At 45.0% G+C, this 26,457-nt stretch carries 29 protein-coding genes; 7 read left to right on the top strand and 22 right to left on the bottom strand.

The window, feature by feature from the left end:
- Nucleotides 1-2 precede the first annotated feature (2 nt).
- The 11 genes from atpD to AC2D6U_RS13080 form a co-directional block, all read right to left on the bottom strand.
- Nucleotides 3-1,511 carry a F0F1 ATP synthase subunit beta gene (atpD, locus tag AC2D6U_RS13130; RefSeq protein WP_484721445.1) on the bottom strand — a complete coding sequence of 503 codons (1,509 nt, stop codon included), beginning with the start codon at nt 1,509-1,511 and terminating at the stop codon, nt 3-5.
- Between the two features lie 116 nt (nt 1,512-1,627).
- A complete protein-coding gene (locus AC2D6U_RS13125) occupies nt 1,628-2,836 on the bottom strand; it encodes an ATP-binding protein (RefSeq protein WP_484721444.1) in 1,209 nt (402 codons plus the stop codon).
- Between the two features lie 76 nt (nt 2,837-2,912).
- Nucleotides 2,913-4,253, bottom strand: a complete 1,341-nt coding sequence (locus tag AC2D6U_RS13120; RefSeq protein WP_484721443.1) for an ABC transporter permease — start codon at nt 4,251-4,253, stop codon at nt 2,913-2,915.
- Complete coding sequence (locus AC2D6U_RS13115) at nt 4,250-5,155, bottom strand: ABC transporter ATP-binding protein (RefSeq protein WP_484721442.1); 906 nt, start codon at nt 5,153-5,155, stop codon at nt 4,250-4,252. Before AC2D6U_RS13115 ends, AC2D6U_RS13120 begins: the two co-directional genes overlap by 4 nt.
- Nucleotides 5,156-5,302: 147 nt before the next feature.
- Nucleotides 5,303-6,190 carry a hypothetical protein gene (locus AC2D6U_RS13110; protein WP_484721441.1) on the bottom strand — a complete coding sequence of 296 codons (888 nt, stop codon included), beginning with the start codon at nt 6,188-6,190 and terminating at the stop codon, nt 5,303-5,305.
- A gap of 129 nt (nt 6,191-6,319) precedes the next feature.
- Complete coding sequence (dnaJ, locus tag AC2D6U_RS13105) at nt 6,320-7,435, bottom strand: molecular chaperone DnaJ (protein ID WP_484721440.1); 1,116 nt, start codon at nt 7,433-7,435, stop codon at nt 6,320-6,322.
- A gap of 1 nt (nt 7,436) precedes the next feature.
- Nucleotides 7,437-8,030, bottom strand: coding sequence for a nucleotide exchange factor GrpE (locus AC2D6U_RS13100; RefSeq protein ID WP_484721439.1), 594 nt, complete (start codon nt 8,028-8,030; stop codon nt 7,437-7,439).
- A gap of 74 nt (nt 8,031-8,104) precedes the next feature.
- Complete coding sequence (gene obgE, locus AC2D6U_RS13095) at nt 8,105-9,103, bottom strand: GTPase ObgE (RefSeq protein WP_484721438.1); 999 nt, start codon at nt 9,101-9,103, stop codon at nt 8,105-8,107.
- A gap of 33 nt (nt 9,104-9,136) precedes the next feature.
- Complete coding sequence (locus AC2D6U_RS13090) at nt 9,137-9,712, bottom strand: adenylate kinase (protein WP_484721437.1); 576 nt, start codon at nt 9,710-9,712, stop codon at nt 9,137-9,139.
- Between the two features lie 42 nt (nt 9,713-9,754).
- Nucleotides 9,755-10,303 carry a hypoxanthine phosphoribosyltransferase gene (gene hpt / locus AC2D6U_RS13085; protein WP_484721436.1) on the bottom strand — a complete coding sequence of 183 codons (549 nt, stop codon included), beginning with the start codon at nt 10,301-10,303 and terminating at the stop codon, nt 9,755-9,757.
- Between the two features lie 18 nt (nt 10,304-10,321).
- Nucleotides 10,322-11,236, bottom strand: coding sequence for a zinc-binding metallopeptidase family protein (locus AC2D6U_RS13080; RefSeq protein ID WP_484721435.1), 915 nt, complete (start codon nt 11,234-11,236; stop codon nt 10,322-10,324).
- 77 nt (nt 11,237-11,313) lie between these two features.
- Between AC2D6U_RS13080 and upp the strand changes: the two genes are divergently transcribed.
- The 3 genes from upp to AC2D6U_RS13065 are packed head-to-tail and all read left to right on the top strand — an operon-like array spanning nt 11,314 to nt 13,364.
- On the top strand, nt 11,314-11,961 hold the full coding sequence (gene upp / locus AC2D6U_RS13075; protein ID WP_484721434.1) for a uracil phosphoribosyltransferase: 648 nt from the start codon (nt 11,314-11,316) through the stop codon (nt 11,959-11,961).
- Nucleotides 11,962-11,964: 3 nt separating this feature from the next.
- The gene (locus AC2D6U_RS13070; RefSeq protein ID WP_484721433.1) at nt 11,965-12,906 is read left to right on the top strand and encodes a calcium/sodium antiporter; all 942 of its coding nucleotides are present in this window, start codon (nt 11,965-11,967) and stop codon (nt 12,904-12,906) included.
- A complete protein-coding gene (locus AC2D6U_RS13065) occupies nt 12,906-13,364 on the top strand; it encodes a hypothetical protein (protein WP_484721432.1) in 459 nt (152 codons plus the stop codon). Before AC2D6U_RS13070 ends, AC2D6U_RS13065 begins: the two co-directional genes overlap by 1 nt.
- A gap of 24 nt (nt 13,365-13,388) precedes the next feature.
- Here the strand turns inward: AC2D6U_RS13065 and sdaAA are convergent, their stop codons facing one another.
- Nucleotides 13,389-14,294 carry an L-serine ammonia-lyase, iron-sulfur-dependent, subunit alpha gene (gene sdaAA / locus AC2D6U_RS13060; RefSeq protein ID WP_484721431.1) on the bottom strand — a complete coding sequence of 302 codons (906 nt, stop codon included), beginning with the start codon at nt 14,292-14,294 and terminating at the stop codon, nt 13,389-13,391.
- Nucleotides 14,295-14,390: 96 nt separating this feature from the next.
- Between sdaAA and hemE the strand changes: the two genes are divergently transcribed.
- Complete coding sequence (gene hemE / locus AC2D6U_RS13055) at nt 14,391-15,440, top strand: uroporphyrinogen decarboxylase (RefSeq protein ID WP_484721776.1); 1,050 nt, start codon at nt 14,391-14,393, stop codon at nt 15,438-15,440.
- A gap of 370 nt (nt 15,441-15,810) precedes the next feature.
- Here hemE and AC2D6U_RS13050 read toward each other — a convergent pair whose 3' ends face one another.
- Genes AC2D6U_RS13050 through AC2D6U_RS13030 form a run of 5 tightly spaced genes read right to left on the bottom strand, consistent with a single transcriptional unit; the run spans nt 15,811 to nt 19,228 of the window.
- Entirely contained in the window at nt 15,811-16,134 is a 324-nt protein-coding gene (locus AC2D6U_RS13050) for a cupin domain-containing protein (protein ID WP_484721430.1), read from the bottom strand.
- Nucleotides 16,134-17,129 (bottom strand): bifunctional heptose 7-phosphate kinase/heptose 1-phosphate adenyltransferase, encoded by a 996-nt coding sequence (locus AC2D6U_RS13045; protein WP_484721429.1) that lies wholly within the window; start codon nt 17,127-17,129, stop codon nt 16,134-16,136. Before AC2D6U_RS13045 ends, AC2D6U_RS13050 begins: the two co-directional genes overlap by 1 nt.
- Nucleotides 17,129-18,325, bottom strand: a complete 1,197-nt coding sequence (locus AC2D6U_RS13040) for a pyridoxal phosphate-dependent aminotransferase (RefSeq protein ID WP_484721428.1) — start codon at nt 18,323-18,325, stop codon at nt 17,129-17,131. The genes AC2D6U_RS13045 and AC2D6U_RS13040 overlap by 1 nt, the downstream gene beginning before the upstream one ends.
- A 4-nt stretch (nt 18,326-18,329) precedes the next feature.
- Nucleotides 18,330-18,935 carry a recombination mediator RecR gene (gene recR / locus AC2D6U_RS13035; RefSeq protein WP_484721427.1) on the bottom strand — a complete coding sequence of 202 codons (606 nt, stop codon included), beginning with the start codon at nt 18,933-18,935 and terminating at the stop codon, nt 18,330-18,332.
- A gap of 11 nt (nt 18,936-18,946) precedes the next feature.
- On the bottom strand, nt 18,947-19,228 hold the full coding sequence (locus tag AC2D6U_RS13030; protein ID WP_484721426.1) for an ATP-dependent Clp protease adaptor ClpS: 282 nt from the start codon (nt 19,226-19,228) through the stop codon (nt 18,947-18,949).
- A 243-nt stretch (nt 19,229-19,471) separates the two neighbouring features.
- On the opposite strand from AC2D6U_RS13030, the gene AC2D6U_RS13025 reads away from it, so the two are divergent.
- Nucleotides 19,472-20,896, top strand: coding sequence for a sodium:solute symporter (locus AC2D6U_RS13025; RefSeq protein WP_484721425.1), 1,425 nt, complete (start codon nt 19,472-19,474; stop codon nt 20,894-20,896).
- 22 nt (nt 20,897-20,918) lie between these two features.
- Here AC2D6U_RS13025 and AC2D6U_RS13020 read toward each other — a convergent pair whose 3' ends face one another.
- Nucleotides 20,919-21,653 (bottom strand): TerC family protein, encoded by a 735-nt coding sequence (locus tag AC2D6U_RS13020; protein ID WP_484721424.1) that lies wholly within the window; start codon nt 21,651-21,653, stop codon nt 20,919-20,921.
- 31 nt (nt 21,654-21,684) lie between these two features.
- Nucleotides 21,685-22,023: an MGMT family protein gene (locus tag AC2D6U_RS13015; protein ID WP_484721423.1), complete on the bottom strand. Its 339-nt coding sequence runs from the start codon at nt 22,021-22,023 to the stop codon at nt 21,685-21,687.
- A gap of 143 nt (nt 22,024-22,166) precedes the next feature.
- On the opposite strand from AC2D6U_RS13015, the gene AC2D6U_RS13010 reads away from it, so the two are divergent.
- Entirely contained in the window at nt 22,167-23,675 is a 1,509-nt protein-coding gene (locus AC2D6U_RS13010) for a sodium-dependent transporter (protein ID WP_484721422.1), read from the top strand.
- Nucleotides 23,672-23,800 carry a hypothetical protein gene (locus AC2D6U_RS13005; protein ID WP_484721421.1) on the top strand — a complete coding sequence of 43 codons (129 nt, stop codon included), beginning with the start codon at nt 23,672-23,674 and terminating at the stop codon, nt 23,798-23,800. Before AC2D6U_RS13010 ends, AC2D6U_RS13005 begins: the two co-directional genes overlap by 4 nt.
- A gap of 28 nt (nt 23,801-23,828) precedes the next feature.
- Here the strand turns inward: AC2D6U_RS13005 and AC2D6U_RS13000 are convergent, their stop codons facing one another.
- The 3 genes from AC2D6U_RS13000 to AC2D6U_RS12990 are packed head-to-tail and all read right to left on the bottom strand — an operon-like array spanning nt 23,829 to nt 26,455.
- Entirely contained in the window at nt 23,829-24,725 is an 897-nt protein-coding gene (locus AC2D6U_RS13000) for an SDR family oxidoreductase (RefSeq protein WP_484721420.1), read from the bottom strand.
- Between the two features lie 10 nt (nt 24,726-24,735).
- Nucleotides 24,736-25,578 (bottom strand): peptidylprolyl isomerase, encoded by an 843-nt coding sequence (locus AC2D6U_RS12995; protein WP_484721419.1) that lies wholly within the window; start codon nt 25,576-25,578, stop codon nt 24,736-24,738.
- A gap of 16 nt (nt 25,579-25,594) precedes the next feature.
- A complete protein-coding gene (locus tag AC2D6U_RS12990) occupies nt 25,595-26,455 on the bottom strand; it encodes a peptidylprolyl isomerase (protein WP_484721418.1) in 861 nt (286 codons plus the stop codon).
- Nucleotides 26,456-26,457: the final 2 nt, after the last annotated feature.

Genomic DNA, 26,457 nt, shown 5'->3' with positions numbered 1-26,457 from the left:
GCTTATTTAGCGGCGTCAGCCATCATTTTCTCTCCTTTTGCTCTTGCCTCCTCGATAGTACCTACCAAGTTAAACGCAGCTTCAGGAAGGTCGTCGTGCTTACCGTCAAGGATCTCATTAAAACCTTTGATGGTATCTTTAATGTCAACCAATACACCCGCCAAACCAGTAAACTGCTCAGCTACGTGGAAAGGTTGTGACAAGAACCGTTGCACACGTCTAGCCCGTGAAACGACCAATTTATCTTCGTCAGACAATTCGTCCATACCTAAGATGGCGATGATGTCTTGCAGTTCTTTGTAACGCTGAAGGGTCTCTTTTACTCGTTGCGCGCAATCGTAGTGCTCATCACCCAAGATGTCAGCAGTCAAAATTCTTGAAGTAGAATCCAAAGGATCCACCGCTGGGTAAATGCCTAGCTCGGCAATTTTTCTTGACAATACCGTTGTGGCATCTAAGTGAGCAAAGGTTGTTGCCGGAGCCGGGTCAGTCAAGTCATCCGCAGGCACATAAACCGCTTGTACTGAAGTGATCGATCCGTTCTTTGTTGAGGTGATTCTTTCCTGCATGGCACCCATCTCTGTTGCCAAGGTAGGCTGGTAACCTACCGCTGAAGGCATACGACCGAGAAGGGCTGAAACTTCAGAACCTGCTTGCGTGAAACGGAAGATGTTATCCACGAAGAAAAGAATGTCTTTTCCTTGTCCTTCACCATCACCATCACGGAAATATTCTGCCATGGTCAATCCTGAAAGGGCCACCCTTGCTCTCGCACCTGGAGGCTCATTCATCTGACCAAATACGAAAGTCGCTTTAGACTCCGCTAATTTTTCTTTATCTACTTTGGAAAGGTCCCATCCGCCTTGTTCCATTGACTCATTGAAGCCTTCGCCATAGGTTACGATACCTGATTCGATCATCTCACGAAGCAGGTCATTTCCTTCTCTAGTTCGCTCTCCAACACCAGCAAAAACAGATAGACCAGAATAAGCTTTCGCAATGTTGTTGATCAACTCCTGGATCAATACCGTTTTGCCCACACCGGCACCACCAAACAATCCAATTTTACCACCTTTTGCATAAGGCTCGATCAAGTCGATCACTTTGATCCCCGTAAAGAGCACTTCTGTTGATGTAGAAAGATCTTCGAATTTCGGAGCCGAACGGTGAATCGGTAATCTCTTGTCTCCTTTTGGTTGCTCGATACCATCGATTGCTTCACCTACTACGTTGAATAGTCGGCCTTTGATGTCGTCACCAACAGGCATTGAGATCGGTGTACCTTGGTCCACAACCTCCATACCTCTTCTCAACCCTTCTGAAGAATCCATTGCAATGGTTCTTACGCGGTCTTCGCCGAGGTGCTGTTGACATTCTAAAACAACCACTTGGCCGTTCTCTTTTGTTACTTCTAGTGCGTCTAGGATGTTGGGCAATTGGGCTCCTTCGGCGTCAAAGCTAACGTCAATTACCGGGCCAATTACCTGAGTGATCTTTCCAATGTTTGCCATTTCGATTTATTTGTTCAGCGCAGCTTACGCTTGATTTTTCTGGGTGCAAAGGTAAGTTTAATAACAATTAAACCAAACCGTTATGATGAAAATACAGGTCAATTTTACTGAGAAATTCAGGCAGGTAAAATGATTCGAAAGACGGTGCCGACATCTGCTTGGGAGCTTTTGACAAAAACCTTCCCCTGATGATAGTTTTCAATGATTCTTTTGGCTAGCGCGAGGCCTAAACCCCAACCTCTCTTTTTGGTGGTAAAACCGGGTTTGAACACGTCTTTTACATTGCCTTTTATGCCCTTGCCATTATCTCCTATATCGATGAATACTTCATTCGCTGATTCTTGCCCGATGGTGATCTTGATCTCACCAATTCCGCTCATGGCGTCGATCCCGTTCTTGACAATGTTCTCTACGACCCAAACGAACAAAGGCTTATTCAAGGCGGCTTGCAAAGAAACAGTAGGCGAGTCCAATTGAAAGCGCACTTTAGAGGAAACCCTTGGTTTTAAATAATTGATGCAATCGGTCATGGCTTCCGCCAGGTCTTGCTTTTGCAAAACAGGCAACGAACCAATACTGGAGAAGCGCGCCGTGATCATTTCCAATCGTTCAACATCTTTCTCAAGTTCCATGGTAATGTCTTCTCTCCCCGCCATCTCGGGCATGCCCTTGATGTATTCCAACCAAGCCATCAGCGAAGAGAGAGGTGTCCCCAATTGGTGAGCGGTCTCTTTTGCCAATCCAACCCACACACGATTTTGTTCTGCTTTCCTCGAATAGTTAAAGGCCAAATAAGCGATAAAAGCAAATATGCCGATGACGCTCAATTGAATGAAAGGGTAAGTACCTAACTGTCTTAGCAAATACGAGTTTCGGTAATAGACGTATTGAATATCGGTGATCTCTCCATTGGGTCCATTTCTTACGGCAATTCGAAAGGGTGGATTCTCTTCTTTGATCTCCTCCATCAGATTGCGGATGGTTTGATCGCTTTGCTTGTCTATATTTCTGGTAAGCAGCACCTCCTGTGTAAGCGAATCGATCAAAATAACGGGTATCGAATTTTCAGGAGCAATGATGTTGGTGCTGATGAATGTAAGCCCCGGGTCGTTGGCAGAAAGGTCACTCCTCGACGAAAACTCAATTGACCGTGCCCAGAGGTAAATGTTTTCTCGCTCCCTTGCTTTTAGCTCCTCAACCAATCGATCGGTGTAGATGATAGAGGCGAGTCCAATAATGGCCGCAACAACTAAGATGACCCACTTGATGGTGGATTGATTCGAGTAGAAATCAACCGTGAATGATCCACTGAATGGGTTTTGCATACGGAAATGTAAGGAAAAAGTCGCTTGAGGGTAAGCATGGGAAAGAAAAAAGGCGCTCAAATTGAACGCCTTTCAGTTAAACTTTCATGGTGAACCACTTGCCAATCGTTTTCCAATTGACTTTGGCACCATACATTAAAATACCGACTCGATACACGCGTCCGGCCACCCAAATGGTGCCCACGAAACCTGCCACCAAAAGGGCCATGGAGAGGGCTAATTGCCAATCAGGTACACCAAATGGTATTCTTGCCATCATGATGATCGGTGATGTAAACGGTATCATCGACATCGTCACGGCTAAGCCTCCATTGGGATCATCCAATACAAAGAACATGGACATGATCGCCACTAGGATGGGCAGGATGATCGGAAACATAAATTGCTGGGCGTCTTGGATACTATCCACGGCAGAGCCGATCGCGGCATACAAGGCCCCGTATAAGAAATAAGCACCCAAAAAGAAGAAAAGGAAACAAGCCAAGATCTTCACCACCGGCACTGAAGCGATCATTTCTTGAATTTCAGCAACCATTACTTGTTGCTGCGTTTGTTCAATAGCCTGTGCCGCTTCTGCAGGCATTTGTTGCGCGGCGGCATCCATCATGGCCTCACTACCTCCACCAGCCATGATACTCAATCCTGCTGTTGACAAGGTGCCGATCAGGACAAACCAGATCAATAATTGGGTAAAGCCCACGGCTCCTACGCCGAGTACTTTTCCCATCATGAGGTTAAACGGTCTAACGGATGAAACAATTACCTCTACAATTCTACTGGTCTTTTCATCCAAGACAGATTGCATGATCTGAGAGCCATAGATGAAGATAAACATGTAGATCAGAAAGCCAGTACCATAACCAATGGCAAAGCTCAATTGTGAGTTACTCTTTTTGGCTTCTCCTGTATCTGACAAATTGAAGGAATCTAGGCTAACGCGCACACGCAGATTATCGATGACTTCTTTTTCCAGTCCTGAATTTTGAAGTTTTATGCTTTCAAGGCGACTTCGAATGGCACTTTCCATCCGATTGATCGCACTTACGCTGGCATTGGTTTTCGTATACAGCTCAAATCCTGAATAGTTGATCTGCGACGCATCGTTGACCTCGAATTTTGGAATATAAAGTAATCCAAAAGCCCCCCTTTCGGTCATTTCTTCTTTGGCTGCTTCGAGTTCTCCTTCGATATACTGAAAATCATAAGAAGTGATGTCAAAGGCATCGGCAAAAAGACCACTTTGATCAAGAACCAACAATTCCTCGCTTCTTGACTCCTTTTCTCGCGTCGCAAAATAAACGATGGTCAAGATCAAGGCGGGAAAAATTAAAGGCGTCAGGATCGTTGCCAGAAGAAAGGTCTTCTTTTTTACACGCGTTAAGTACTCTCTTTTTAATACTAAGAATATCTGGTTCATTGATTTGCTCCTTCCACAATTTGAATGAAAATATCATTTACTGAGGGTACCTCTTCAACAAATGCGTGTACCTCTACTTTACTAATGAGCTCTTGCAATACCTCATTTGGATTTTGCCCATTGGCCTGTATGATCGAATGATTCAATCCATCCTCTTCTTTGGTTTCAGAGGCTGTGAAGTTATTGCTTAAACCCACGAGATCTCCTTTGTAGCTGACGCTGTATTTATGGAGCTTAAAAGAATCCTTGATCTCTTTCTTAGGACCATCTAAGATCTTTTTCGATTTATTGATCAAGGCAATGTGGTCGCAAAGCTGTTCAACGGATTCCATCCTGTGTGTGGAAAAAATAACAGTCGCCCCTTTGTCTCGCAATTCAAATATTTCGTCTTTGATGAGGTTGGCATTGACCGGATCGAAACCCGAAAAAGGCTCATCTAAGATCAAAAGATCGGGCTCATGCAGTACCGTTGCAATGAACTGTATTTTTTGGGCCATTCCTTTTGAAAGGTCTTCTACTTTTTTTCCAGCCCAATCCGTGAGCCCCATTCGGTCGAGCCAATGCTTGATCCGTTTTCTGGCTTCGGCATTAGACAAGCCTTTGAGTTCCGCCAGGTACATGAGCTGCTCGCCCACTTTCATTTTCTTATACAGACCTCTTTCCTCAGGCAGGTATCCGATCACTCCGATATGCTTTGGCTGGAGCTTTTCGCCATTGATGAAGATTTGTCCTTCATCGGCCATGATGATCTGATTGATGATTCGAATTAAGGTCGTTTTGCCAGCCCCATTTGGGCCAAGTAACCCAAAGATCGATTGCTTAGGAATACTGATGCTGACATCGTCCAAGGCTTTATGCACCGCATAATTCTTGGTCACGTTATTGGCTTCTAGAATATTCAAATCGTTGTTGTTTTGGTTTTCGTTGAAATTAATCCTTTCCGCTCAGATGAAAGGCAAACAAATATGAAAAAGTATGATTAGCACCTGAAAAGAATAGGGCTAAGCGGAATATTGCAACGAGCAAAGGATTTTTTGAACGATAGCCTCTTAGTCGGTCTTGAATATGACGCTTCCCATAGAGAGGTCTATGGTGAAACTTACCAGGTTAATGGCGTCCTTATCATAGCTTGGATTGACAAAGACATTGTCTTCCAATTCTCTGAAGTCGCTTGGCAATTTGAATTTATTGTAGGAAGTTCCTCGCATCCTTATCAGCACAGGCATGCCGTTTTCCGGTAAATTCACGTATAGAGAACCGGCACCTACTCGAGCCCAGATATCAGATCGTTCCATGGGCGATTGATTGAAGTCCATCACAAGGGATCCGATACCCACCTCTGCCAAAATGTTAGAAGCTCTTGCCAAGTTGAGGTTTTCGATCTCCACATCTCCTAGGTCAACAGAAACGATCATCGTATCCATTGTCGTTCTGTTTTTCTCCAAGGTGAGGTAGCCAACCTTCACATGGGCATTTCCGGAGTTGATCCGACAGTTCTCTACGGCAATATTGGATAAATCCACGTAGGCCTTCCCTACTCCATAATTAAGGTCTAATCGGTACGGCTTTTGATCCGTGAGGTAAATGTTCCAGTAGTTATCTTCATCTGTTGTCTTTCGACCAAAAATTCTGGAAAGTTTGGTCCCGAAATCTTCGTTTCCCTTATCAGCAATCTTAAACCAGGAGTGCTTGGTCGCGCCATCCATTGATTCCCCAAACTCGCAAGAGGTGAATTCTTCATCATGGTGCCCCATGATGTTGATCGGCATGCTCCCTTTCCGGGTGCGAATCTCACATGTTCCAGAGGCGGCTTTGAGGTAAAAATGAATCTTATCAACAGCTTCATGATCCTCAATCTTGAAATGTTCTTGTGTCTGCCCCTTCGCTTCAAACCCAACCAAGGCACTTAGTGTGAGCAGTACAAAAATTTTATACATGGGGTTCTTTACGTTCTGTTTGACTAAGGGTTGCATTTTATTTTTTCAGCAACTTTGTAGTAACGTAAATGCGAGTAAAAAGGATACATGAAAATGAAAAAGGCTGCGATGCAGCCTTTTTATAATGTTTTAGAAGAACTCCTTGATCTTATCAAAGAATCCTTTTTCACCTTTCCCTGGTTTAGGCTCGAAGTTGACTGAGCCTCTAAGGTTTTCAAGAATTTCCTCCTCTTCTTTTGTCAACTTCTTCGGTGTCCAAACATTGACATGGATGAGCTGGTCACCTTTTCCGTAACCATTCAAGTCTTTAACGCCTTTGCCACGCAAACGAAGAATTTTTCCACTTTGGGTTCCCGGGTCGATCTTTATACGCACCTTTCCATCAATGGTGGGCACTTCCATGCTACCCCCTAGTGCGGCGTCGAGGAAGCTGATGTATAGATCATAAACGACATTATTTCCATCGCGCTTCAATTGCTCGTCTTCAATTTCTTCAATGACGATCAAAAGATCACCAGGAATTCCTCCACCGGGTGACATGTTTCCTTTACCCGACATGGAGAGCTGCATACCATCCGAAACTCCAGCTGGAATTTTGATCGGGATGATCTCTTCTTTCATTTCGAGTCCTGTGCTATCCACACCTGGAGGTCGTCTGTCGATGGTCTTGCCCGCGCCATTACAAGCCGAACATGTACTGGCAGACACCATTTGACCCAACATTGTGTTGACCACCTTCTTTTGCTGGCCTGAACCGCCACAAGTATTACAGGTTTTGTAGGTTACCCCATCCGCCTCAACCAGTCGATTGACTTTGATCTTTTTCTCAACACCATCGGCAATTTCTTGCAAGGTCAATTTTAGTTTGATCCTGAGGTTAGATCCTTTGCGTTGTCTGCGACCACCGCCGCCGCCACCAAAGAAACTTTCAAAAGGAGATCCTCCTCCACCGAAGATGTCGCCAAATTGAGAGAAGATGTCATCCATATTCATGCCGCCTCCGGCGCCACCGAATCCACCGCGCATGCCATCATGACCGAACCGATCATACTGTGCTCTCTTCTCAGCATTGCTCAGCACTTCATAGGCCTCAGCAGCTTCTTTGAATTTATCTTCTGCCTCTTTATTGTCCGGGTTCTTATCGGGATGGTATTTGATGGCCATCTTCCGATACGCCTTCTTTAGCTCATCTTCCGTTGCGCCTTTACTAACTCCTAAAACCTCGTAATAATCTCTTTTTGCCATCTTAAGCTCCTATCACAACTTTCGCAAAGCGAATTACTTTTTCTCCTAAGTAGTATCCTTTTTCTACTGTATCGATGATCTTCCCTTTCAACTCTTCATCACCAGGGAATTGTGTCACGGCCTCGTGTAGTTCGGCATCAAATGCTGTTCCCTTTGGCGTTTCCATCACTTTTAGGCCCTTCGTAGCAAGCGTCCTCATCATTTTATTACTGATGAGTGTGAACCCTTCCTTGATCGCCTCAATGTCTTCTTGCTTCTCATTGGCCTGAATTGCCCGATCAAAATCATCGATTGTCGGCAGTAATTCCGTCATCAAGTCAGCAGAGGCGGTCTTTACCAGATCGATACGCTCTTTTGCATTTCTTCGCCTAAAGTTTTCGAACTCAGAATAGAGCCGGAGGTATTTGTCCTTCGCTTCTGCCAAGTCTTTTTCAAGTTGTTCTTCGGCGGTAAGCTTTTCTTCAGCCTCCTCCGTAGAATCTTCAAGCTCGTCCTTTAATTCCTCAGTTGCTCCCTCTTGAACCTCTTGTTCTTCTGCGGCAACCTTTGCTTCTTTTTCAGCTACTTCCTCTCTTTGATCTTTCTTCTTTGCCATTTTGACTATTTCAAAAACCATGTGCCCTTGCGCAATTATATTGCCAAGCGCAATTATGTGTCATATTGACAGACTTATATTTCTTTTGTAATCAGGGACCAGATCTTATCCTTTAATTCTTGCAGCCCTGTTTGTGCTACCGAAGAAATGAATGAACAGTCCACTCCTTCTGGAAGGTCGGCCTGCATTTCTTCCATAAGTTCGTTATCCAGCATGTCGCATTTTGTCACGGCCAGTAACCTGGTCTTGTCGAGTAATTCTGGACTATACTTGGTGAGTTCATTTAAGAGCACCTCATATTCTTTTTTGATGCTTTCTGCATCGGCAGGCACCATGAACAATAAGATCGAATTCCGTTCGATATGGCGTAAAAAGCGAAGACCAAGTCCTTTCCCTTCTGCCGCTCCTTCAATGATCCCTGGAATATCCGCCATCACAAACGACCGATGATCGCGATAAGGTACCACACCCAAATTAGGCACCAAGGTGGTGAAGGGATAATCTGCGATCTCGGGTTTGGCAGCCGACAATACCGAGAGTAAGGTGGACTTACCTGCATTCGGAAAGCCGACCAACCCTATGTCAGCGAGCAACTTCAATTCTAGAATGCAAAGCTGTTCTTGTCCTTCCTCTCCGGGTTGTGCGAATCGTGGCGTTTGGTTGGTTGCGGTTTTAAAATGCTGGTTGCCTAAACCACCTCTACCTCCCTTTAGGAGCACCACTTCTTGTCCTTCTTCCGTGATCTCGGCAGCAACCTCAGTCGCATCTTCATATTTTGCCACCGTGCCTAAGGGCACTTCAATGATCATGTCTTGCCCATCTGAACCCGAACTGCCGTGTCCAGATCCGCCTTCCCCGTTTTCGGCGAAAATGTGCTTTTTGTAGCGGAGATGAAGCAGGGTCCACAATTGGCTATTTCCTCGTAAGATCACATGGCCGCCTCGACCACCATCACCTCCGTCAGGCCCCCCTTTGGGCACGTGCTTCTCTCTTCTGAAATGTACAGCACCAGCCCCGCCATTTCCAGAACGGCAATAGAGTCTTACGTGATCGATAAAATTGGATCCTGCCATAAGCAAAAAATGACCCGAAGGCCATTCTGTTAATTAAAGATGGTGATCAATTTCAGTTTTTATGGAGTCAAAAATCTCGTCGATAGTACCAACTCCATTTATTTTCGCGGCTTTGTTTTGCTTCTCATAAAAAGCAGCAACCGGCAATGTCTTGTTCAGGTATTCTTGAATCCTCGTATTGATCTTTTCTTCATTTTGATCATCAGCACGGCCAGATGTTTTTCCTCTTTCAAGGATTCGTTTGATCAATTCTTTCTCAGGGACATCGAGCATGACCATGCAATTGATCTGGGTATCATGCTTTTGGAGTAACTGGTCCAATGCCTCGGCTTGTGCAACGGTTCTTGGGAAGCCGTCAAAAATAAATCCTTTGGCATCCGTATTGGCATTTAGAAAGTCATCTACCATACCGATCACCACTTCGTCAGGCACAAGCTTGCCATTGTCCATAAAGCCTTGGGCTTTCTTGCCGAGTTCCGTACCCTCGCCCAGGTGTTTTCTAAAAAGATCTCCTGTTGAAATGTGTTTTAGCCCATAATTCTTGATGATGTTCTCACTCTGCGTTCCTTTCCCCGCACCAGGAGGGCCAAATAATACAATGTTGTTCATAGAACGATGTTGTTAATCAAGCGACAAATATAAGCATAATCCTTAGTCGGCAGGAAGTTGAAATATATCTTTCAGGTTGCGTCCATGACCGTCATAATCTAAGCCATAGCCTACAACGAATTGATCAGAAATTTCAAAGCACTTGTATTTGATCGGAACCGTATGCTTCATGTTGCCGGGTTTCACTAACAAACTGCAGACCTCTACCGAGCGAGCACCTCGCTCATTGAAGTGCTCGAGGATCTTTTCCATGGTTAATCCCGAGTCAATGATGTCTTCAATAATAATGATGTCACGCTGAAAAATATTATCACTTAAACCCAAAATTTGCTTGATCTTTCCGGAGCTGGTAGTGCCTTCATAGGAGGCCATTCGAATGAACGAGATCTCTGAAGGTATCGTGATCTCTCGAAAGAGATCGGCGGCAAAAATAAACGACCCGTTCAATACCCCGATAAAAAGGGGGTTGGTCCCTTGGTAATCTTGATTGATCTGATCTGCTACTGAAGCTACCCTTTTCTTGATCTCCTCTTCTGAAATGAGCAGTTCAAAGTCCTGCTCGTTGACTTTTGTTCGGATTGAATTCGACATTCTGAAAAAGTAAACGCCCTAAAGTTTATGCATGAGTTCCTGATAAAGTGCTAACATAGCCAAAATATCTGCTTTGTGTACGATTTCATCTGGACTATGCACATTATCTTCAGGAGCCCCCACAAAACACCAGTCAAACGGATAAGGACTCAACTGCAACTCTCGGCCATCACTCGATCCAGCGCCTTCCACCTCAAGTTGAAAAGGAATTTTTGCTTCTTGGGTAATTTGAATAATGCGCTCAACAAAGGCTCTTCTTGGAATGTTGCGATCGCGCATTGAGATGGCGACTCCTTCACCGTGTACCACTCCTTCTGTGATCCAGGTAATGTCCGACACGATGGCTTGTCGAACAGCCCATTTTTCATAGATGTATTTCGCCAGGTAGGGCACTGAACCTCCACCATGTTCTTCCCAACAGCTGAATACTAACACTCCGTCTGTAACAGTTTCTGCCAGTTTGAGTGCATTCCAGACGCCCAATCGGTTGTCTAGGTAGCAAGATTGCACATAGTGCTCTGTTTCTCTGAAATTTCGTTCGAACACCAGTTCAGTTCCTCTTTCAATGGCTCTACCGAACTTGTAGGTCAAATTGCCATCATCTTCCTGCAGTTCGCACGCGATTGGACCTAGTTTATCTTCCCCAACCAAGCGATACCCCGTTTCTGCAACTGGGCCTCCTATTGGCACGAGCTGGTTGTGGTAGCGAACGGTAAACCCTATGCCGTCCATGTGTGCAAACACAGCCGTTCGCGGCTTGCCAAACTTGAGGATGAGACAGTCTTGAAAGGCCTCTCCATGGATTACCTCCGGCTGAACCTTCCAATCGCTCGCATGCTCCTCCACATAGGAAAGAATAAACTCCTTCATTCTAACCTCATGACCACTTGGCGCATGAATTCCACACAGCGTTTTTAACAAACTAAGATCCATTGCATAACTTTTTCGCAAAGTTAATGGAGTCTTCCATTGTTCAGGAGAAAACCGCAGAATAGTCTATCTTGCGATTCATGCAAAAGCTGCACATTCTAACCAATAAAGGCAGTGCCATAAGCCCTTTGTTGATCGCTCTTCGAGATCAGCGCCTTCAACAGGACCCCGCTCGCTTTCGCGAGAACTTGAGGAAAATCGGCAGACTAATGGCTTTCGAGTTATCGAAGTCATTTGACTATGAACCCACCGAAGTAAATACATCGCTAGGCATAGCAAAGGAGTGGCAACTGAATGAGGAAATTGTGGTGATCTCTATTTTACGCGCTGCCATGCCGATGGCAGATGGTTTCCTGGACACCCTCCCCCAGGCTGAGGTCGGCATGATCGGTGCCATGCGAAAAGAGTCAAACCAACTGGAAATAGACCTTAGCTACATCGCCATACCCGACATCAGCGATAAACGAGTGATCATAGTTGACCCCATGTTGGCCACCGGTAAGAGTATGGTGAAAACCGTTGATAATTTATTACAAAAAGGAATGCCCGCAAAAGTAGATTTTGCCTGTTTAGTCTCAGCACCAGAGGGAATAGACTACTTGAAGCAAAACATTTCCATTCCGTTCACGCTTTGGACATGTGCAAAGGATAAGGAATTGAACGATCAGTACTTTATTATCCCAGGCTTGGGTGATGCGGGAGATTTGTCCTTTGGGAGAAAAATATAGTGAATGACGCTTAACATCATTTTATTACTAGTGGGTCTAGGGGCCTTGATATTGGGTGGTGATGTGTTGGTCAAGGGCTCTTCAAAGTTAGCCCTTAGGTTCAACATTCAGCCCATGGTCGTAGGTCTAACCATTGTTGCCTTCGGCACATCTGCTCCTGAATTGTTGGTCAGCCTTACCGCCGCTTTTGAAGAAGCCCCTGATTTGTCGATCGGGAATGTTGTGGGTTCCAACATATCCAATTTATCCTTGGTTTTGGGAGCTGCTTGTTTATTCGGATTTATCCCGATCAACCGAAAAACAGCCTCTCGCGATTGGGTGATCACCATGGTCTCCTCATTACTCTTATTTTGGTTCTGTTATGATAAAAAACTGACAAGCATTGAGGGATTGATCCTTTTCAGCCTACTTATTCTTTATCTGTACCAGTTGCTACACACTACACGCAAAGAACAGGTCAAACTGGATTTTGAAATTGACAAATCAGCCAATACCACAACAGAAAAAGTCAAAGATTTTGGCCTACTTCTCTTTGGAGGGGTCTGCCTTTATTTTGGGAGTGAATGGTTCATCAATGGTGCACGTGACATTGCGCTAACGTTTGGTATTTCTGAACGTGTGGTCGGACTCACTGTCTTGGCATTAGGCACAAGTCTTCCCGAGCTTTTCACTTCCGTCATTGCTGCGAGAAAAGGAGAAACAGACCTTGCTCTTGGTAATCTGCTTGGCTCCAACATCTTCAATATTTTATCCATCATCGGCATCACCAGTATGGTTCACCCCTTGCCTGTGAATCCAAGCATCATCAATTCGGACCTGATCTGGATGCTCGGCTTGACCTTTGGGATCTTGCCATTGATGCTCATTCGTAAAAAGCTAGGTAAACCTTCGGGCATCCTGCTGCTATTATTTTACGCGTTCTACATTTACTTTTTGATCAGGTAATGATGGAGGAAGTACTGACATACCTAGGCATTTTCTTATTGGCTTGTCTCAAGTCCATCCTTCCACCGCTTTTGGGCCCTGCAGCAGGAATGAAAAGTTGGGAAATCATCGTGATCACAGTAGCCGGACTGATGACCAGTGTCGTTATTTTCAACTTTCTGGGAGAGCGCATTAAAGAACATGTTCTTCCGATTTTTATCAAAAAGCCCAAAAAATTCAGTCCTAAAACGCGTAGAATGGTTAGACTGTGGAGAAGATATGGCATCATCGGTGTCTGTTTCCTCACACCGTTAGTCCTGTCACCACCCGGAGGGGCATTCTTGGTAGCGACCGTTGGGGCGCCGAGAAAACAAGTGTTTCTCTACATGCTTATTTTCGGATTGATGTGGGCCACTATTTGGACCTTCTCTGTCGAATGGCTTGTGGACCTAGGGCTTGTCCGATTCCGGAATGATTAAGGCTTGAAAAACAAAGGTTTTATCCTAATCCTCATCTTCGTCCGGTAACATCTCAATGTCTTGGATCAACACCCTTTTTGAGATGGCTTGACCAGTAGTGGTTGCGGCTAGTCCTCCTAAAGCTGTCTCCTTATACCTTGTTTCCATGCTTTGACCAACTTCTCCCATGGCTTCTACACATTCATCGACCGGAATCACGGCACTTACATCGGCTAGTGCAATTTGGGCGGAAGAGTTGGCTATGGCAGCGGCACTTGCATTACGTACCACGCAAGGGACCTCCACCAAACCCGCCACCGGATCACAGATCAATCCCAACATACATTGCACAGTGATGCCAACGGCATTAAAGACCTGATCGATTGAGCCTCCTAAACAATAGACCATTGCTCCTGAAGCCATGGCTGCTGCACTTCCTGTTTCGGCTTGGCAACCGCCAACTGCTCCCGCTATTGACGCACGCTTTTCCATGATCAAGGCAATTCCAGCAGCCACTAGCAAACCTTCCATGATGCTACGGTCAGGCAGGTCATGAAGCTCCTGCAGCGTCACCATTACTCCGGGAATAATTCCAGAGGCACCTGCTGTTGGTGCTGCTACCACACGCCCCATGCACGAGTTCACTTCTTTTGCAGCAAGAGCACGTGAGATCAGGGTTTGAAATTCTTTTGACAATACAGGTACCGGATAGTTGTATACTCTTTTTGCTCCATTGTTGATCATACCTGATCGAGAGGTCATCTCCTCGGTCAAGCCTGTCTGAACAGCTTCCTTCATCACCTGATACGCCTGTCCGAGTCCGGCCCATATGGCTTCTTCATGTCGTTCCTTTTGGGTGACCTCGTATTCAATTACAGGTTCATAGAGAGCCATGTCATGCGCTTCACAATATTTCTTCCAGCCTTCAAAGGATTCAAACAAAATGCTCATGCCGTTCAAGTTTGATGCAAATGTATAACAATGCTGCAAACGATTGAACTCCATCGAAATGATTTGGCGGGTAAGCTTTATGCTTATCTTTGCCGCATGGAATTACAAAATGATCTGTTGATCCGTGCAGCTAAAGGGGAATCCGTAGAAAGAACACCGGTTTGGCTTATGAGACAAGCCGGGAGAATATTGCCAGAATATCGAGCAGTGCGCAATAAACTGAGTGGATTCATTGAATTGGCACAAACACCGGAGTTAGCAGCCGAAGTGACTTTGCAGCCTGTTGACATTCTTGGGGTTGATGCCGCCATTATCTTCTCCGACATTTTGGTTATTCCTGAGGCCATGGGCTTACCTTATGAAATGGTTGAAAAGATCGGTCCGCGTTTTCCAAATGTGGTCAAGTCTGAAGCAGACTTGAACAAGCTTAAAGTGGCTGAAGTCGAAAGTGACCTGGGCTATGTCTTGGATGCGATCAAGATCACCAAAAAAGCGCTCAATGGTCGTGTACCCTTGATCGGATTTGCCGGTGCGCCTTGGACCATTTTTGCCTACATGATAGAAGGTGGTGGAAGCAAGACCTTTTCCAACGCAAGGAGAATGCTCTACAACGATCCTTTAATGGCCGATCAGCTGTTACAAATGATCACGGATTCTACCATTGCTTACCTCAAAGCACAAATAGCCGCCGGAGCGGACATTGTCCAGGTTTTTGATTCTTGGGCTGGCATCCTATCGCCTGCACATTTTACGCGATACTCCTTGAAATACATTACTCAAATATGTGATGCCATTGATGAAGTACCCGTAACCGTATTTGCAAAAGGAGCCTTTTTCGCAAGAAACGAAATGCGACACCTTAACTGTGAAACCATTGGTCTGGATTGGAACATGAACATTGCAGAATCCAGGCGACTGATCGGAGAGCAAAAAACGCTTCAAGGCAACCTCGATCCGTGTGCCTTGTACGGAACGGACAAAGAAGTAGAACAAACCACCAAGCAGATGCTCGACGCTTTTGGGACGTCGCGACATATTGCCAACTTAGGACATGGGGTGTATCCTGATACCGATCCGGAAAAGGTGAAAGTATTCATTAAAACGGTTAAAGAGTACAGTGCCAAATTGAGAGCAGCGGTGGTATAAACCATTGATTGGACGCTAAAAAACGTTGGCGTTGAACTTGTGAGTTCGTCAAGGTTCGTCGTGTGAAATCGGGAATACACAATGTATTCGACTTCAGCTGTCATTTTCTTGAACCTTTCCGGACGGAAAAACAGGAAATAAAAGTTGATGAGTGCTGCCAAAACAAGGATAGATTGCATGATTAGCGCAATGCGAAAGAGTTGTTCTTTCGTCTCAAAATTATCGGCCAAGGGATCAAGTCCCTTATAAGCCCACCAAGAGTATGTAAACAATAGGAGAATCGCTGTATTACAAATTATCTGTAGGCGACGGTTCAGTAGTAGCTTTGTGAATGTGTTCATTCATAAAAGCGAAAAATTAGTGCTTAGAATTACAAATAGTCTTCTCGAACTGGGTTAAACACATCCAGCATTTCACAATCCGTAATTGCCTTTCCCGAGTGGACCATATTTGATGGAATAACGGCTACATCGCCCTTCTTTAAACGTTTGGACTCTCCATCTAAGGTCAATTCAAATTCTCCAGTCATCACCTGAGCCGCCACTTGTTCATGAGGATGGGCATGTTCAGGGAGCACCGCCCCCGCTTTGATGGTCCAGTAGGCCAACGTCATTCGTTCAGTATGGACGAAGCGCACCGAAAAGCCGGGCAATAATTCGTTTTGGGCAATATCCTTGAGCGCTATAAAGGGCATTAGGCAAGCATGTTTTCTTCTTCCATTTCCTTGATCAGTTCTTGCTTGTCAATAGGAACAACTCCTACATGTTCACAGACCAATCCACCTGCCAAGTTGGCCAAAGCGGCAGTCTTCTTGGCTTCAAGCCCTGCGGCCAGCCCACAGGCCACTACACTAATGACCGTATCTCCTGCTCCTGAAACATCAGAGATCTGACGAACATGTGCTGGGATTAGATGCGAATCGCCATTGTCTTTGATATAAACGCCATGTTCTGATAAGGTCACCATGACCATTTGGCAAGCCAATGCCTCTTGAAGAGCCAAAGAAGCCGACCTCACGGAAACAATATCGGTTGGATCAACGTCCAATTTCATGCCTTCTCGAAGCTCCTTCAAATTGGGTTTGAACAAGGTAGCTCCTTTGTAATCCATGAAATTCCTCTTTTTGGGGTCCACTACAGTTGGAATTCCTAGCTTGTTGGCCTCTGCAATGGTATGTGCGATCACTTCCTGATTCAGCACCCCTTTGTCATAATCCTCAAAGACCACCACATCTACTTCAGGCAATAACTTTTGGATATGTGCTAGCATGGCCTTTTGCTCAATCGGACTCATTGCTTTGTCTGTTTCAGAATCGACACGAAGCAATTGGTGAGCACCGGAAAGAACCCTTTCCTTCACTGTCGTCACACGTTCTCTACTCGTGATCACCCCTTTGCTTGGGATACCTCTTTCATTCAAACGATTCAAAAAGAACTCTCCATCCGCATCATCACCTACAATGGCACAGGGAATTGGCGTAGCTCCCAAGGCTTGGACATTCAAGGCGACGTTTGCGGCACCGCCAAGCCTCTTTTCCTTGCGTTCTGCCAACACAACCGGCACAGGCGCTTCAGGCGAGATACGACTTACTTTACCCCAAATGTAAGAATCCACCATTACGTCACCGATCACCAAAACCTTGAGCTTGGCAATGGCATCGAATAGTGCTTTTGAATCTGAAAATGTCATTATGCTAATTTTAATAGAGCTTCTTTAAGCTGCTCGATCGCTTTCCTCAACTGTTCTTCAGAGGCTGCATACGAAAGTCTAATGCAGTTCGGGTCACCAAAGGCTTCTCCCGTCACTACTGAAACATGCGCCTCTTCCAATAGATACAGGCATAAGTCACTTGCATCATTGATGGTTCTCCCCTCAATGGACTTGCCAAAATAAGCACTCACATCAGGAAAAAAATAAAAAGCCCCTTGTGGAAGATTGGTCTTAAAGCCAGGGATGTCATCGAGCAATTCCTTGACCAAGGTTCTTCGTCTTAAATACTCTTTGGTCATTTCACGCGTAGGTCCCAGATCGGTGGTCAATGCCGTTAGCGCAGCACGTTGTGCGATGGAGCAATTGGCAGAGGTGAATTGGCCTTGAATTTTCGTACAGGCCTTTGCCAACCACAACGGAGCCCCAATATAACCTACCCGCCAGCCGGTCATGGCAAACCCTTTTGCCATTCCATTGACCGTTACTGTTCGTTCGATCATACCCGGAACCGCCCCAATGCTGGCATGCTGACCGGTAAAGTTGATGTGTTCGTAGATCTCGTCGGAAACCACAACGATTCCCTCATGGGCCAAAACGACTGCGGCAATTTCGTCCAATTCCTCTTTCGTAAATACGGAACCTGTTGGATTACAGGGAGAGGAGAAAATGATCGCCTTGGTTTTCGGAGTGATGGCCTCTTTAACCTGAGTCGCAGTTACTTTGAAGTCATGTTCGATGCCCCCTTTCAAGTAAACCGGCGTGCCACCAGCCAATTCGATTTGAGCTGAATAACTCACCCAAAAGGGAGAAAAAACGATCACCTCATCACCACTATTCAAAATGGATTGAAAGATATTTGACAGTGACTGTTTCGCGCCATTCGATACAACGATCTGCTCGGGCCCATAGTCCAGCCCATTCTCTTTTTTGAACTTCTCTGAGATCGCTTCTCTTAGATCGGCATAACCATTTACCGGTGGATAGGCAAAGTACTTCCCTTCGTCGATGGCGGCCTTCGCCCCTTCTTGAATATGTTGAGGCGTTTTAAAATCAGGCTCACCCAAGCTCAGGCTGATCACATCGATGCCTTTGGCCTTGTATTCTCTGGATTTGGCTGCCATGGCCAATGTAGCCGACTCAGCCATGTTGATGATTCTATCAGAAAGGATATTCATTCTGCTATTCGTAAATGGTTCTTGTTATGATGCTGCGCCCAAGAGTCAATTCATCAGCATATTCTAACTCACCTCCAATTGGAATTCCGCGAGCGATCGAAGTCACTTTTATGTTGAACTCCTTGAGTTTTCTGGTGAGATAAAAAGCCGTTGTATCGCCTTCCATAGTCGAACTCAAGGCCAATATTACTTCTTCTATTTGAGGCTCGCTATTTTTCACCCGATTTATTAATGAGGCAACATGAATGTCTTCCGGCCCTATGCCTTCAATAGGTGAGATCAAGCCACCCAGCACATGGTATAATCCTTTGTATTGGTGAGTATTCTCAATGGCAATGACATCGGGTGTATCTTGTACTACACAAATTACGCTTAAGTCTCGCTTGATGGTTTTACAGGTACAATCGGTGGTATCGGAAATGATATGACAAGTAGTGCAATATTTCACCTCCTCGCGCAAGCGAACAATGGACTCTGCTAGATCGGCCGATACCTTCGTCTCTTGTTTGAGTAAATGAAGAACGAGCCGAAGGGCGGTTTTTTTGCCAATACCCGGAAGCTTGGAGATTTCTTCGATGGCGGCTTCTACGTGCTTTGGAGGGAATTTCAATAGAATTCAGGTTACATGACCGTGGCTGTAATGCCCACGGACAATATGTTCTCACACATGGGTCTTAATTCATCAAAGGTACCTTGTTTTACTGTACATTTTCCTTTGTAGTGAATTAAAAGTGTACATTGTTCGGCCTGTTCAATGCTGTGGTTACAGACCTTCATTAGGGTATTGATCACATGTTCGAACGTGTTGACATCGTCATTGAAAACAACAAGATCACACAGGTCATCAACTACTTCCTTCTCTAGTACTTCTACCGCTTCTTGTTCTTGATAACTCAATCGCATCACCTAATTTTTTACAAAAATATCAAACTTTCAGAAGCATAACTAACGGCAGGCATTGACTGTTCCGAGGATTTCACTTTTGTCGTCTCTCTGAGCGAAACGCAGTGCAGTGAAGAGTCTTCACTTTTCGAATGAGAAACCGGCAGGTAGATTTTTTGGTCGTACCTCGCCCTCTTTCCGAATAACAACTACTGATTTCCATTTCTCCGATCAACTTTCACTAATAACTGATAACTTTATCGCATGAGTCCTGAATTGGTCATCGGCCTTGTCGCCGGGTATTTCTTACTGCTGATCCTTGTTGCACAATTCACCTCAAGGGGTGCTGATACACAAACCTTCTTTACAGCCAATCGTAAAAGCCCTTGGTACCTGGTTGCTTTCGGAATGATCGGGGCCTCTCTTTCAGGCGTTACCTTCATTTCGGTGCCCGGAGAAGTAGGCAATAGTTTTTTCTATTACTTCCAGGTGGTCCTTGGCTATTTGCTGGGGTATTTTGTGATCGCCACTGTACTCATGCCCCTTTATTATCGCCTGAATTTGGTCACCATTTATGGTTATTTGGAAGAACGCTTTGGCATCTGGTCATACAAGACAGGCTCCGCCTTTTTCCTGCTTAGTCGAGTGATCGGTGCCTCGTTTCGGCTTTTTTTAGTCGCTCTGGTCTTGCAAACAGCAATTTTTGACGCCTACGACATCCCGTTTTGGGTAGCGGTGATGGTGACCATTGTGTTGATCTGGATCTACACGTTCAAAGGGGGAATTAAAACCATTGTGTGGACCGACACACTTCAAACCTTCTTTATGCTGACGGCCGTAGTGGTAACCATCGTTTTGATCACTAAAGAACTGGGTTGGACGCTTTCAGAAGCAGTCGATCAAATCCGGAGCAATGAACTTTCCACAACCTTCAATTTTGAATGGGGAAACACACGCTTCTTTCCAAAACAATTCATTTCAGGCGCATTGATCGCCATTGTCATGACCGGACTTGATCAGGACATGATGCAAAAGAACCTGACCTGTAAAACCTTAAAAGATGCCCAAAAGAATGTCTTCTGGTTCAGCTTCGTTTTGATATTTGCCAATATCCTGTTTTTAAGCATGGGTGCCTTACTTTATCTTTTCGCTGCAGAGAAAGGCATAAGCATCCCGGAACGAACGGATTTACTTTTTCCAAGCATTGCCCTGGATCATTTGGGTACAGCAGCAGGCGTCGTCTTCCTTCTCGGCATTATTGCTGCCGCATATTCTAGTGCAGACTCTGCCCTTACCGCCTTGACCACTTCTTTTTGTGTGGACTTTTTGGATTTTAAGGATAAAGAAGAAAGCGAAAAAAGAAAGACTCGGATTCGTGTGCACCTTGGTTTTTCCCTTTTGCTTTTTCTGGTGATTCTAATTTTCAATGCGATCAACGATACCAGTGTGATCAATTCGATCTTTACAGCAGCCGGGTATACCTATGGACCTATTTTGGGTCTATTTTCTTTCGGCCTTCTGACACAACGTAAGATCAGGGATAAGTATGTACTTATTGTCTGCCTGATCGTACCTGTACTTTCATATGGTATTGAACAACTGGCCAATGGATGGTTTGGCTTCTTTGTGTTGGCTTTGAATGGACTGCTTACGTTTATCGGATTGTACCTGATCTCAAGAAAAAACTAACCGAACGACCGTCAAAACAGACTTAACGAATCCGCTTTTTCAAACGCACGGCACGCTGGTTTTTTCTTCGCTTCATGTTCAGCATCTCTACCGCCAGAGAAAAGAATACTGCGAAATAAATGTAGCCCTTGGCAATATGCTCTCCTATCCCTTCTAAGACCAACATAAAACCGATCAAGATCAAAAAGGACATTGCCAACATTTGAAGTGAAGGATGTCTGTTGATGAAGTCGCTGATTTTACCAGCAAAGCTCATCATCACAAACATGGCAATAGTAACCGCGATGATCATGATCATCACCTCCGTTGTTAGGCCAATGGCAGTCAAAATTGAGTCAAATGAGAACACCATATCCAAGGCCACGATTTGTAAAATCACCTTCCCGAGGGTGACTTTTACGGCGTCTTTTTCATCCTCTTCTTCAATTTCTAGCGACTCATGAATTTCCGTTGTGCTTTTACCGATTAGGAATAGCCCTCCGACAATGAGAATAATGTCTTTGATACTTACCTCATGCTCAAAAACCGAGAAAAGGGGCTCTGTAAACCCAATGATCCAGCTAATCCCGAGCAAGAGCATAATACGCATCACCAATGCTAAGGTAAGGCCCAGGTTCCTTGCCAAACGATGTTGATGTTGAGGTAATCGATTCGAAATTATGGAAATAAAAATGATGTTATCTACTCCAAGGACGATCTCTAAAAATGTAAGGGTCAGGAGGGCAATGAACCCTTCTGAAGTCATGAGTGCTTCCATAAATCAACTTTGCTGCGCAAATATAACAGGATTAGAGTGCCAGCTCCTTGGCAGGGTCCCAAAAGCAGCGATCAAAATCCTGTACTTTGTCTTTCATTATTGTTACGCCTTCAGCTTCCAGACGTTCCTGCATCATGCTGGGCGTGGCAAAATGATGTTTACCGGTTAAAAGTCCTTGACGATTGACCACCCGATGTGCCGGAATACTTGCATCTCCATGCGAAGCATTCATGGCCCAACCCACCATGCGTGCACTCCCTTTGGTACCCAGGTAATTCGCAATAGCGCCATAGCTAGTTACCCTTCCTTTTGGAATAAGCTTCACTACCTCGTATACGTCATGAAAGAAATGGGACTGGTCTTTGGGCATGGCACTAAACTTACAATTTATAGCAGAATTAATGAATACTCGGTGGCTTTCACATAAGACTTCTTGAGTTTCTGATCAAATAGCTTAGTTTTCCTACCAATTACGAAAAGAAAACAATCTGACTTACACTAAGTAACTAGTATATGGCTGAGAAAAAGGAAGAATTTAGTAATCGATGGGGAATCATTCTCGCTGCCTTGGGCATGGCCATTGGTGCAGGAAACCTCTGGCGCTTTCCACGGATTGCAGGAGAATACGGAGGAACATTCATCATTTTATGGATGTTTTTCCTGGTGATCTGGTCTATTCCCTTGCTCATGGCGGAGCTGGCCATCGGTAAACACTATCGGAAAGGCACATTTGGTGCATTAGGAAGCCTAGCAGGAAAGAAATTCAACTGGATGGGCACCTTCCTTACACTAGTGACGATGGGCATTGCTTTTTACTATTCCGTTGTGACCGGGTGGTCATTACGTTATTTCCTTTTGAATACAAAAAACCTGGTCAATTACGTCTTCGGTGACGGTTCATTGAACGCCAAATTTGCAGATCCCAATGTGAATTTCATGGACGAATTCTGGGCAGGCTTATCCAATGAAAGTTGGGAAGCCGTGCTCTGCTACATGTTTACCATTGTGGTTGCCATTTGGGTATTGGGTAAAGGCATTAAAAAGGGCTTAGAGAAAACCAATAAGATCCTTATCCCCACTCTCTTCATCCTATTGATGGTGGTCTCGGCTTTCGCCATTCAGATGCCTGGTGGAGTTGAAGGTCTTGAGTATTTATTCACCATCGACATGGAGAAGTTCAAAAATCCAACCATTTGGATTGAGGCCATTACGGATTCTGCATGGAGCACAGGTGCTGGCTGGGGCTTGATGATCACCATTGGATCCTTTTCACGTACCAAAGAAGACGTGACCTTAAACACTTTTTTAGGTGCTTTTGGTAACAATACCGCAGCCCTTTTAGCCGCAATGGCCATTCTCCCAGCTGTTTTTGCCATGGCGGCTACACCAGCCGAAGCGATCGATTTTCTGCATGGTGGCAATACCGCCTTGGTATTTACCATTTTACCTCAGCTGTTTGCACAAATGCCAGGAGGTCCTTTCTTGTCATGGATCTTCTTTGGTGCCTTTGCCATGGCAGCTTTTAGTTCAATTCTTCCCATGATGCAATTGATCATTAAGAATTTGACCGATTACAACATCAATAAGAAAAGAGCCGCGTGGATCACGGGAGCTGCCTGCTTTATCATTGGTTTTCCCTCCGCTTGGAGTTTAGATATTTTTGAAAATCAAGATTGGGTTTGGGGGGTTGGCTTGTTGGTCAGTGGCATCTTCATTGCGTTCTTGGTCTTGAAATATGGCCCTTTAAAGTTCAAGCGAGAATTCATTGATGAGAACTCTGACTTCAAGGTCTCTAAATATTACTTCGCCGCCATGATGGCCTTCATCTTCTTTGCGGGTATATTTTTAACCTACTGGTGGATGGATCAAGGCTATAGCGATTACCCTTGGTTCGACGCTGATGGAAACTGGAACTTCTTTGACCGTTTCAGTAATGCAACCATAGTAACGCAATGGGCAGTTGCCCTACTTATCGCAGTCGTCTTTAATGGATGGTTTTACAAAAAATTCGTGAAAAAATGAGTCAAGAAGCAATCATTGGAATGGTCATATGCTTAAGCATTACGCTAGGAGGGTTTTTAACTTTCTTGGTGATCGCCTTAAGAGCAGATAAAGATGAAGACCCTGAAACCGGCGAAACTGCTTAATTCAGACCTGTTCATTGTCTAGATAGTATTAGGACTTTACCTGATCCGCAACGATGGCAATACCTTCTTCAAAAGAGCGGGGCTCGTAGCCTAGCTCTTTTCGGGCTTTTTCTATGGAAAAACCTGTTCTTGGAGGACGCTTAGCCGTTTGCGTAAATGTAGAGGCATCAGCGCGTTGCATATTTGAGGTATCAAGGTTAAAATAGGCAGCCGTTTTAAGCGCCATGTCATAAGGTGTCAGCAAGTCTTTTCCACTGATATTAAAGATCCCCTGTGCCTTTTGCTTTGCCATTAAGTAGCATCCAATGGCCAAATCTTCTGCCAAGGTTGGGCTTCGCAACTGATCATCGACCACCTTGATCTCTTTACCCGCTTCTAAGCTACCCTTCACCCATAAAATGATGTTACTTCTGCTCATGTCATGGGCAATACCATAAACCAACACAGTACGGGCAATGCCATATTTGATCTTGCTGTCCAAGAGTAACTTTTCGGCTGCTAATTTGCTTTCCCCATAGTAGCTCACCGGATTGGGAATCCCTTCTTCATCATAGGGTCCTTCTTCTCCATCAAAAATAAAATCTGTCGAAAGGTGCAGTAAATAAGCACCTACATGTTCACAGGCCTTTATCAGATGCGCAACAGCATCAACATTGAGTTGCCAACATGCCTCTTGCTCGGTTTCACACTGATCAACATTGGTCATGGCTGCGGTATGAATCACGACATCGGGCTTTTCCGCTCGCATGACATCGAACACCTCTGTTTCATTCGTTACATCCAAGGAACGGAAGCACTCCGACGCAATCGGAAGTCTATTCTCGCCTCTTGCAGTGGCAACTAGTTCATCTTCCCCATTGTCAAGAATAAGCTTCACTAGCTTTTGGCCGAGCAATCCATTCGATCCTGTTAGTAAAATTTTCATGTGAATGAAGTTAAAAATTGTACCCGAATTGTTGCTCTATCTCGGCTTTAGTCATTTTAATCACTTTGACATTCATTCGAATCTCAGTGGTTGGTCGATCTCGCTCATCAGTCTCCATAGTCGCTATGCGGTCGATCACATCGAGACCATCGATTACCTGACCAAAGACGGTGTATTCACCATCTAAATGAGGGGCTCCACCTTCATTTGCATAAATTGTTTTAGCCCAATTTTCATATCCCGGGTCAGGCTGTGGGCCAAATTCCTTTTCGATAACCGGCAAAGACTGAAAGATCAAATTTTCTTGAGCAGTATTGAAATCATAGGTGGAATCCTCTTCGAGTCGGTTGACGTGGTAATAATACTTCTCCGTGAGTTCTGGAAAGCGTTTGGACTTGAGCATTCTATCAAAAAATCCATAGAGCTTTAGGTACTGTCTTCTTTGTGCTCGTGCAGCTAGCCCCTCTTCGTCGAAAGTGGTCCCATCGACGATGTAAAACTGCGAACCACTGGACCTTTTTTCCGGGTTTCTTGCATCTCCAACTCTTGCTGCGGCAAGGGCTCCCTTTTTATGGATGTATTTTTCGGGCACAAACTCTGCAGGCAAGGTATAGTCTGCTGCTTCCTGTGCCACACCGGTTGACAAATCGCCCGTTTGAATCATGAAATCCTCGATAACGCGGTGGAACAATACACTATCATAACTCCCTTCATTTGCCAGCTCTAAAAAGTTCTTTTTATGCACCGGTGTGTCATCAAAAAGTATGGCCGTCATCTTGCCATAAGGAGTTTCGATGACCACCAACTCCTCTTTCTCCTCTGTACAAGCTGACATGACGAAGAGTGTGAGCATTGTGACTAAAACCAACCTAATCTTCATAAACAAACCCATAGCTTTTCGTGATTTTCTTCTTGCGCATTCTTTTCGCCGAAATGACCATGACAACGTCCTCCTTCGGTCGATCTCTTTGCGACGTTTCCACGGCGGCAATTCTGTCGATCACCTCCAAACCGTCGATCACCTGACCAAATACCGTGTATTGGCCGTCGAGGTGCGGGGTACCACCAAGCTCAGCATAAATGCTATCCCTTTCTGCCGGAAAATTAAAAATACTTCCCATGGCCTCTTCGAACTGATGAATGTTCTGTTGAATGAATGCTTCAACGGCGGCAGTCCCTTTTTCTTCATAAGTCTTTCTGATTTCCACGACTAAAGGGTGTTCTGCGTGAGTTGATGACCATTCAGAAATTGTCCGTAACTGATTGCGCTGCATCATGGCCAATTCTTGTGGTGCAACAGGTTTTCCCTGAACGATATAGAACTGGCTCCCACTGGATTTCTTTTCCGGATTCATGCGGTCGCCTTGCCTAGCTGCAGCAATCGCTCCTTTTTGATGAAAATGTGTTGCCCTAAACTCTGCGTCCACGCGATAGCCGGGACCACCATTCCCTAACCGCTGCTCGGGAGAAGCGCCTTTCGATTCCGGATCGCCCCCTTGAATCATGAAGGCGTTGATGACCCGATGAAATAGCAAGCTATCGTAAAATTCTTTCTCAATGAGCTGAAGGAAATTTTCTCTATGCAGAGGAGTGTCTTCAAAAAGAATTGCTTTCATCTCACCGAGACTGGTCTCAATGGTAATCAAGTAATCCTTTTTCGATGGTTTTTGAAATGCCAGGCATTCAAATCCCAGACAGGCCATCAGGCTCAAAAGAAAAAAGCTTCTCATGC

The sequence above is a fragment of the Roseivirga sp. YIW32 genome, from assembly GCF_057219245.1.
Note: the sequence above shows the minus strand (reverse complement) of the source record. Positions and strands in the feature narration are given on the sequence as shown.

Bases quoted from the DNA above. Each gene is read 5' to 3' on its own strand.
- atpD (WP_484721445.1), bottom strand. From the start codon at position 1,511: ATGGCAAACATTGGAAAGATCACTCAGGTAATTGGCCCGGTAATTGAC.
- AC2D6U_RS13125 (WP_484721444.1), bottom strand. From the start codon at position 2,836: ATGCAAAACCCATTCAGTGGATCATTCACGGTTGATTTCTACTCGAAT.
- AC2D6U_RS13120 (WP_484721443.1), bottom strand. From the start codon at position 4,253: ATGAACCAGATATTCTTAGTATTAAAAAGAGAGTACTTAACGCGTGTA.
- AC2D6U_RS13110 (WP_484721441.1), bottom strand. From the start codon at position 6,190: ATGTATAAAATTTTTGTACTGCTCACACTAAGTGCCTTGGTTGGGTTT.
- dnaJ (WP_484721440.1), bottom strand. From the start codon at position 7,435: ATGGCAAAAAGAGATTATTACGAGGTTTTAGGAGTTAGTAAAGGCGCA.
- AC2D6U_RS13100 (WP_484721439.1), bottom strand. From the start codon at position 8,030: ATGGCAAAGAAGAAAGATCAAAGAGAGGAAGTAGCTGAAAAAGAAGCA.
- obgE (WP_484721438.1), bottom strand. From the start codon at position 9,103: ATGGCAGGATCCAATTTTATCGATCACGTAAGACTCTATTGCCGTTCT.
- AC2D6U_RS13090 (WP_484721437.1), bottom strand. From the start codon at position 9,712: ATGAACAACATTGTATTATTTGGCCCTCCTGGTGCGGGGAAAGGAACG.
- hpt (WP_484721436.1), bottom strand. From the start codon at position 10,303: ATGTCGAATTCAATCCGAACAAAAGTCAACGAGCAGGACTTTGAACTG.
- AC2D6U_RS13080 (WP_484721435.1), bottom strand. From the start codon at position 11,236: ATGGATCTTAGTTTGTTAAAAACGCTGTGTGGAATTCATGCGCCAAGT.
- upp (WP_484721434.1), top strand. From the start codon at position 11,314: ATGCAAAAGCTGCACATTCTAACCAATAAAGGCAGTGCCATAAGCCCT.
- AC2D6U_RS13070 (WP_484721433.1), top strand. From the start codon at position 11,965: ATGACGCTTAACATCATTTTATTACTAGTGGGTCTAGGGGCCTTGATA.
- AC2D6U_RS13065 (WP_484721432.1), top strand. From the start codon at position 12,906: ATGATGGAGGAAGTACTGACATACCTAGGCATTTTCTTATTGGCTTGT.
- sdaAA (WP_484721431.1), bottom strand. From the start codon at position 14,294: ATGAGCATTTTGTTTGAATCCTTTGAAGGCTGGAAGAAATATTGTGAA.
- hemE (WP_484721776.1), top strand. From the start codon at position 14,391: ATGGAATTACAAAATGATCTGTTGATCCGTGCAGCTAAAGGGGAATCC.
- AC2D6U_RS13050 (WP_484721430.1), bottom strand. From the start codon at position 16,134: ATGCCCTTTATAGCGCTCAAGGATATTGCCCAAAACGAATTATTGCCC.
- AC2D6U_RS13045 (WP_484721429.1), bottom strand. From the start codon at position 17,129: ATGACATTTTCAGATTCAAAAGCACTATTCGATGCCATTGCCAAGCTC.
- AC2D6U_RS13040 (WP_484721428.1), bottom strand. From the start codon at position 18,325: ATGAATATCCTTTCTGATAGAATCATCAACATGGCTGAGTCGGCTACA.
- AC2D6U_RS13030 (WP_484721426.1), bottom strand. From the start codon at position 19,228: ATGCGATTGAGTTATCAAGAACAAGAAGCGGTAGAAGTACTAGAGAAG.
- AC2D6U_RS13025 (WP_484721425.1), top strand. From the start codon at position 19,472: ATGAGTCCTGAATTGGTCATCGGCCTTGTCGCCGGGTATTTCTTACTG.
- AC2D6U_RS13020 (WP_484721424.1), bottom strand. From the start codon at position 21,653: ATGGAAGCACTCATGACTTCAGAAGGGTTCATTGCCCTCCTGACCCTT.
- AC2D6U_RS13015 (WP_484721423.1), bottom strand. From the start codon at position 22,023: ATGCCCAAAGACCAGTCCCATTTCTTTCATGACGTATACGAGGTAGTG.
- AC2D6U_RS13010 (WP_484721422.1), top strand. From the start codon at position 22,167: ATGGCTGAGAAAAAGGAAGAATTTAGTAATCGATGGGGAATCATTCTC.
- AC2D6U_RS13005 (WP_484721421.1), top strand. From the start codon at position 23,672: ATGAGTCAAGAAGCAATCATTGGAATGGTCATATGCTTAAGCATTACG.
- AC2D6U_RS13000 (WP_484721420.1), bottom strand. From the start codon at position 24,725: ATGAAAATTTTACTAACAGGATCGAATGGATTGCTCGGCCAAAAGCTA.
- AC2D6U_RS12995 (WP_484721419.1), bottom strand. From the start codon at position 25,578: ATGCTCACACTCTTCGTCATGTCAGCTTGTACAGAGGAGAAAGAGGAG.
- AC2D6U_RS12990 (WP_484721418.1), bottom strand. From the start codon at position 26,455: ATGAGAAGCTTTTTTCTTTTGAGCCTGATGGCCTGTCTGGGATTTGAA.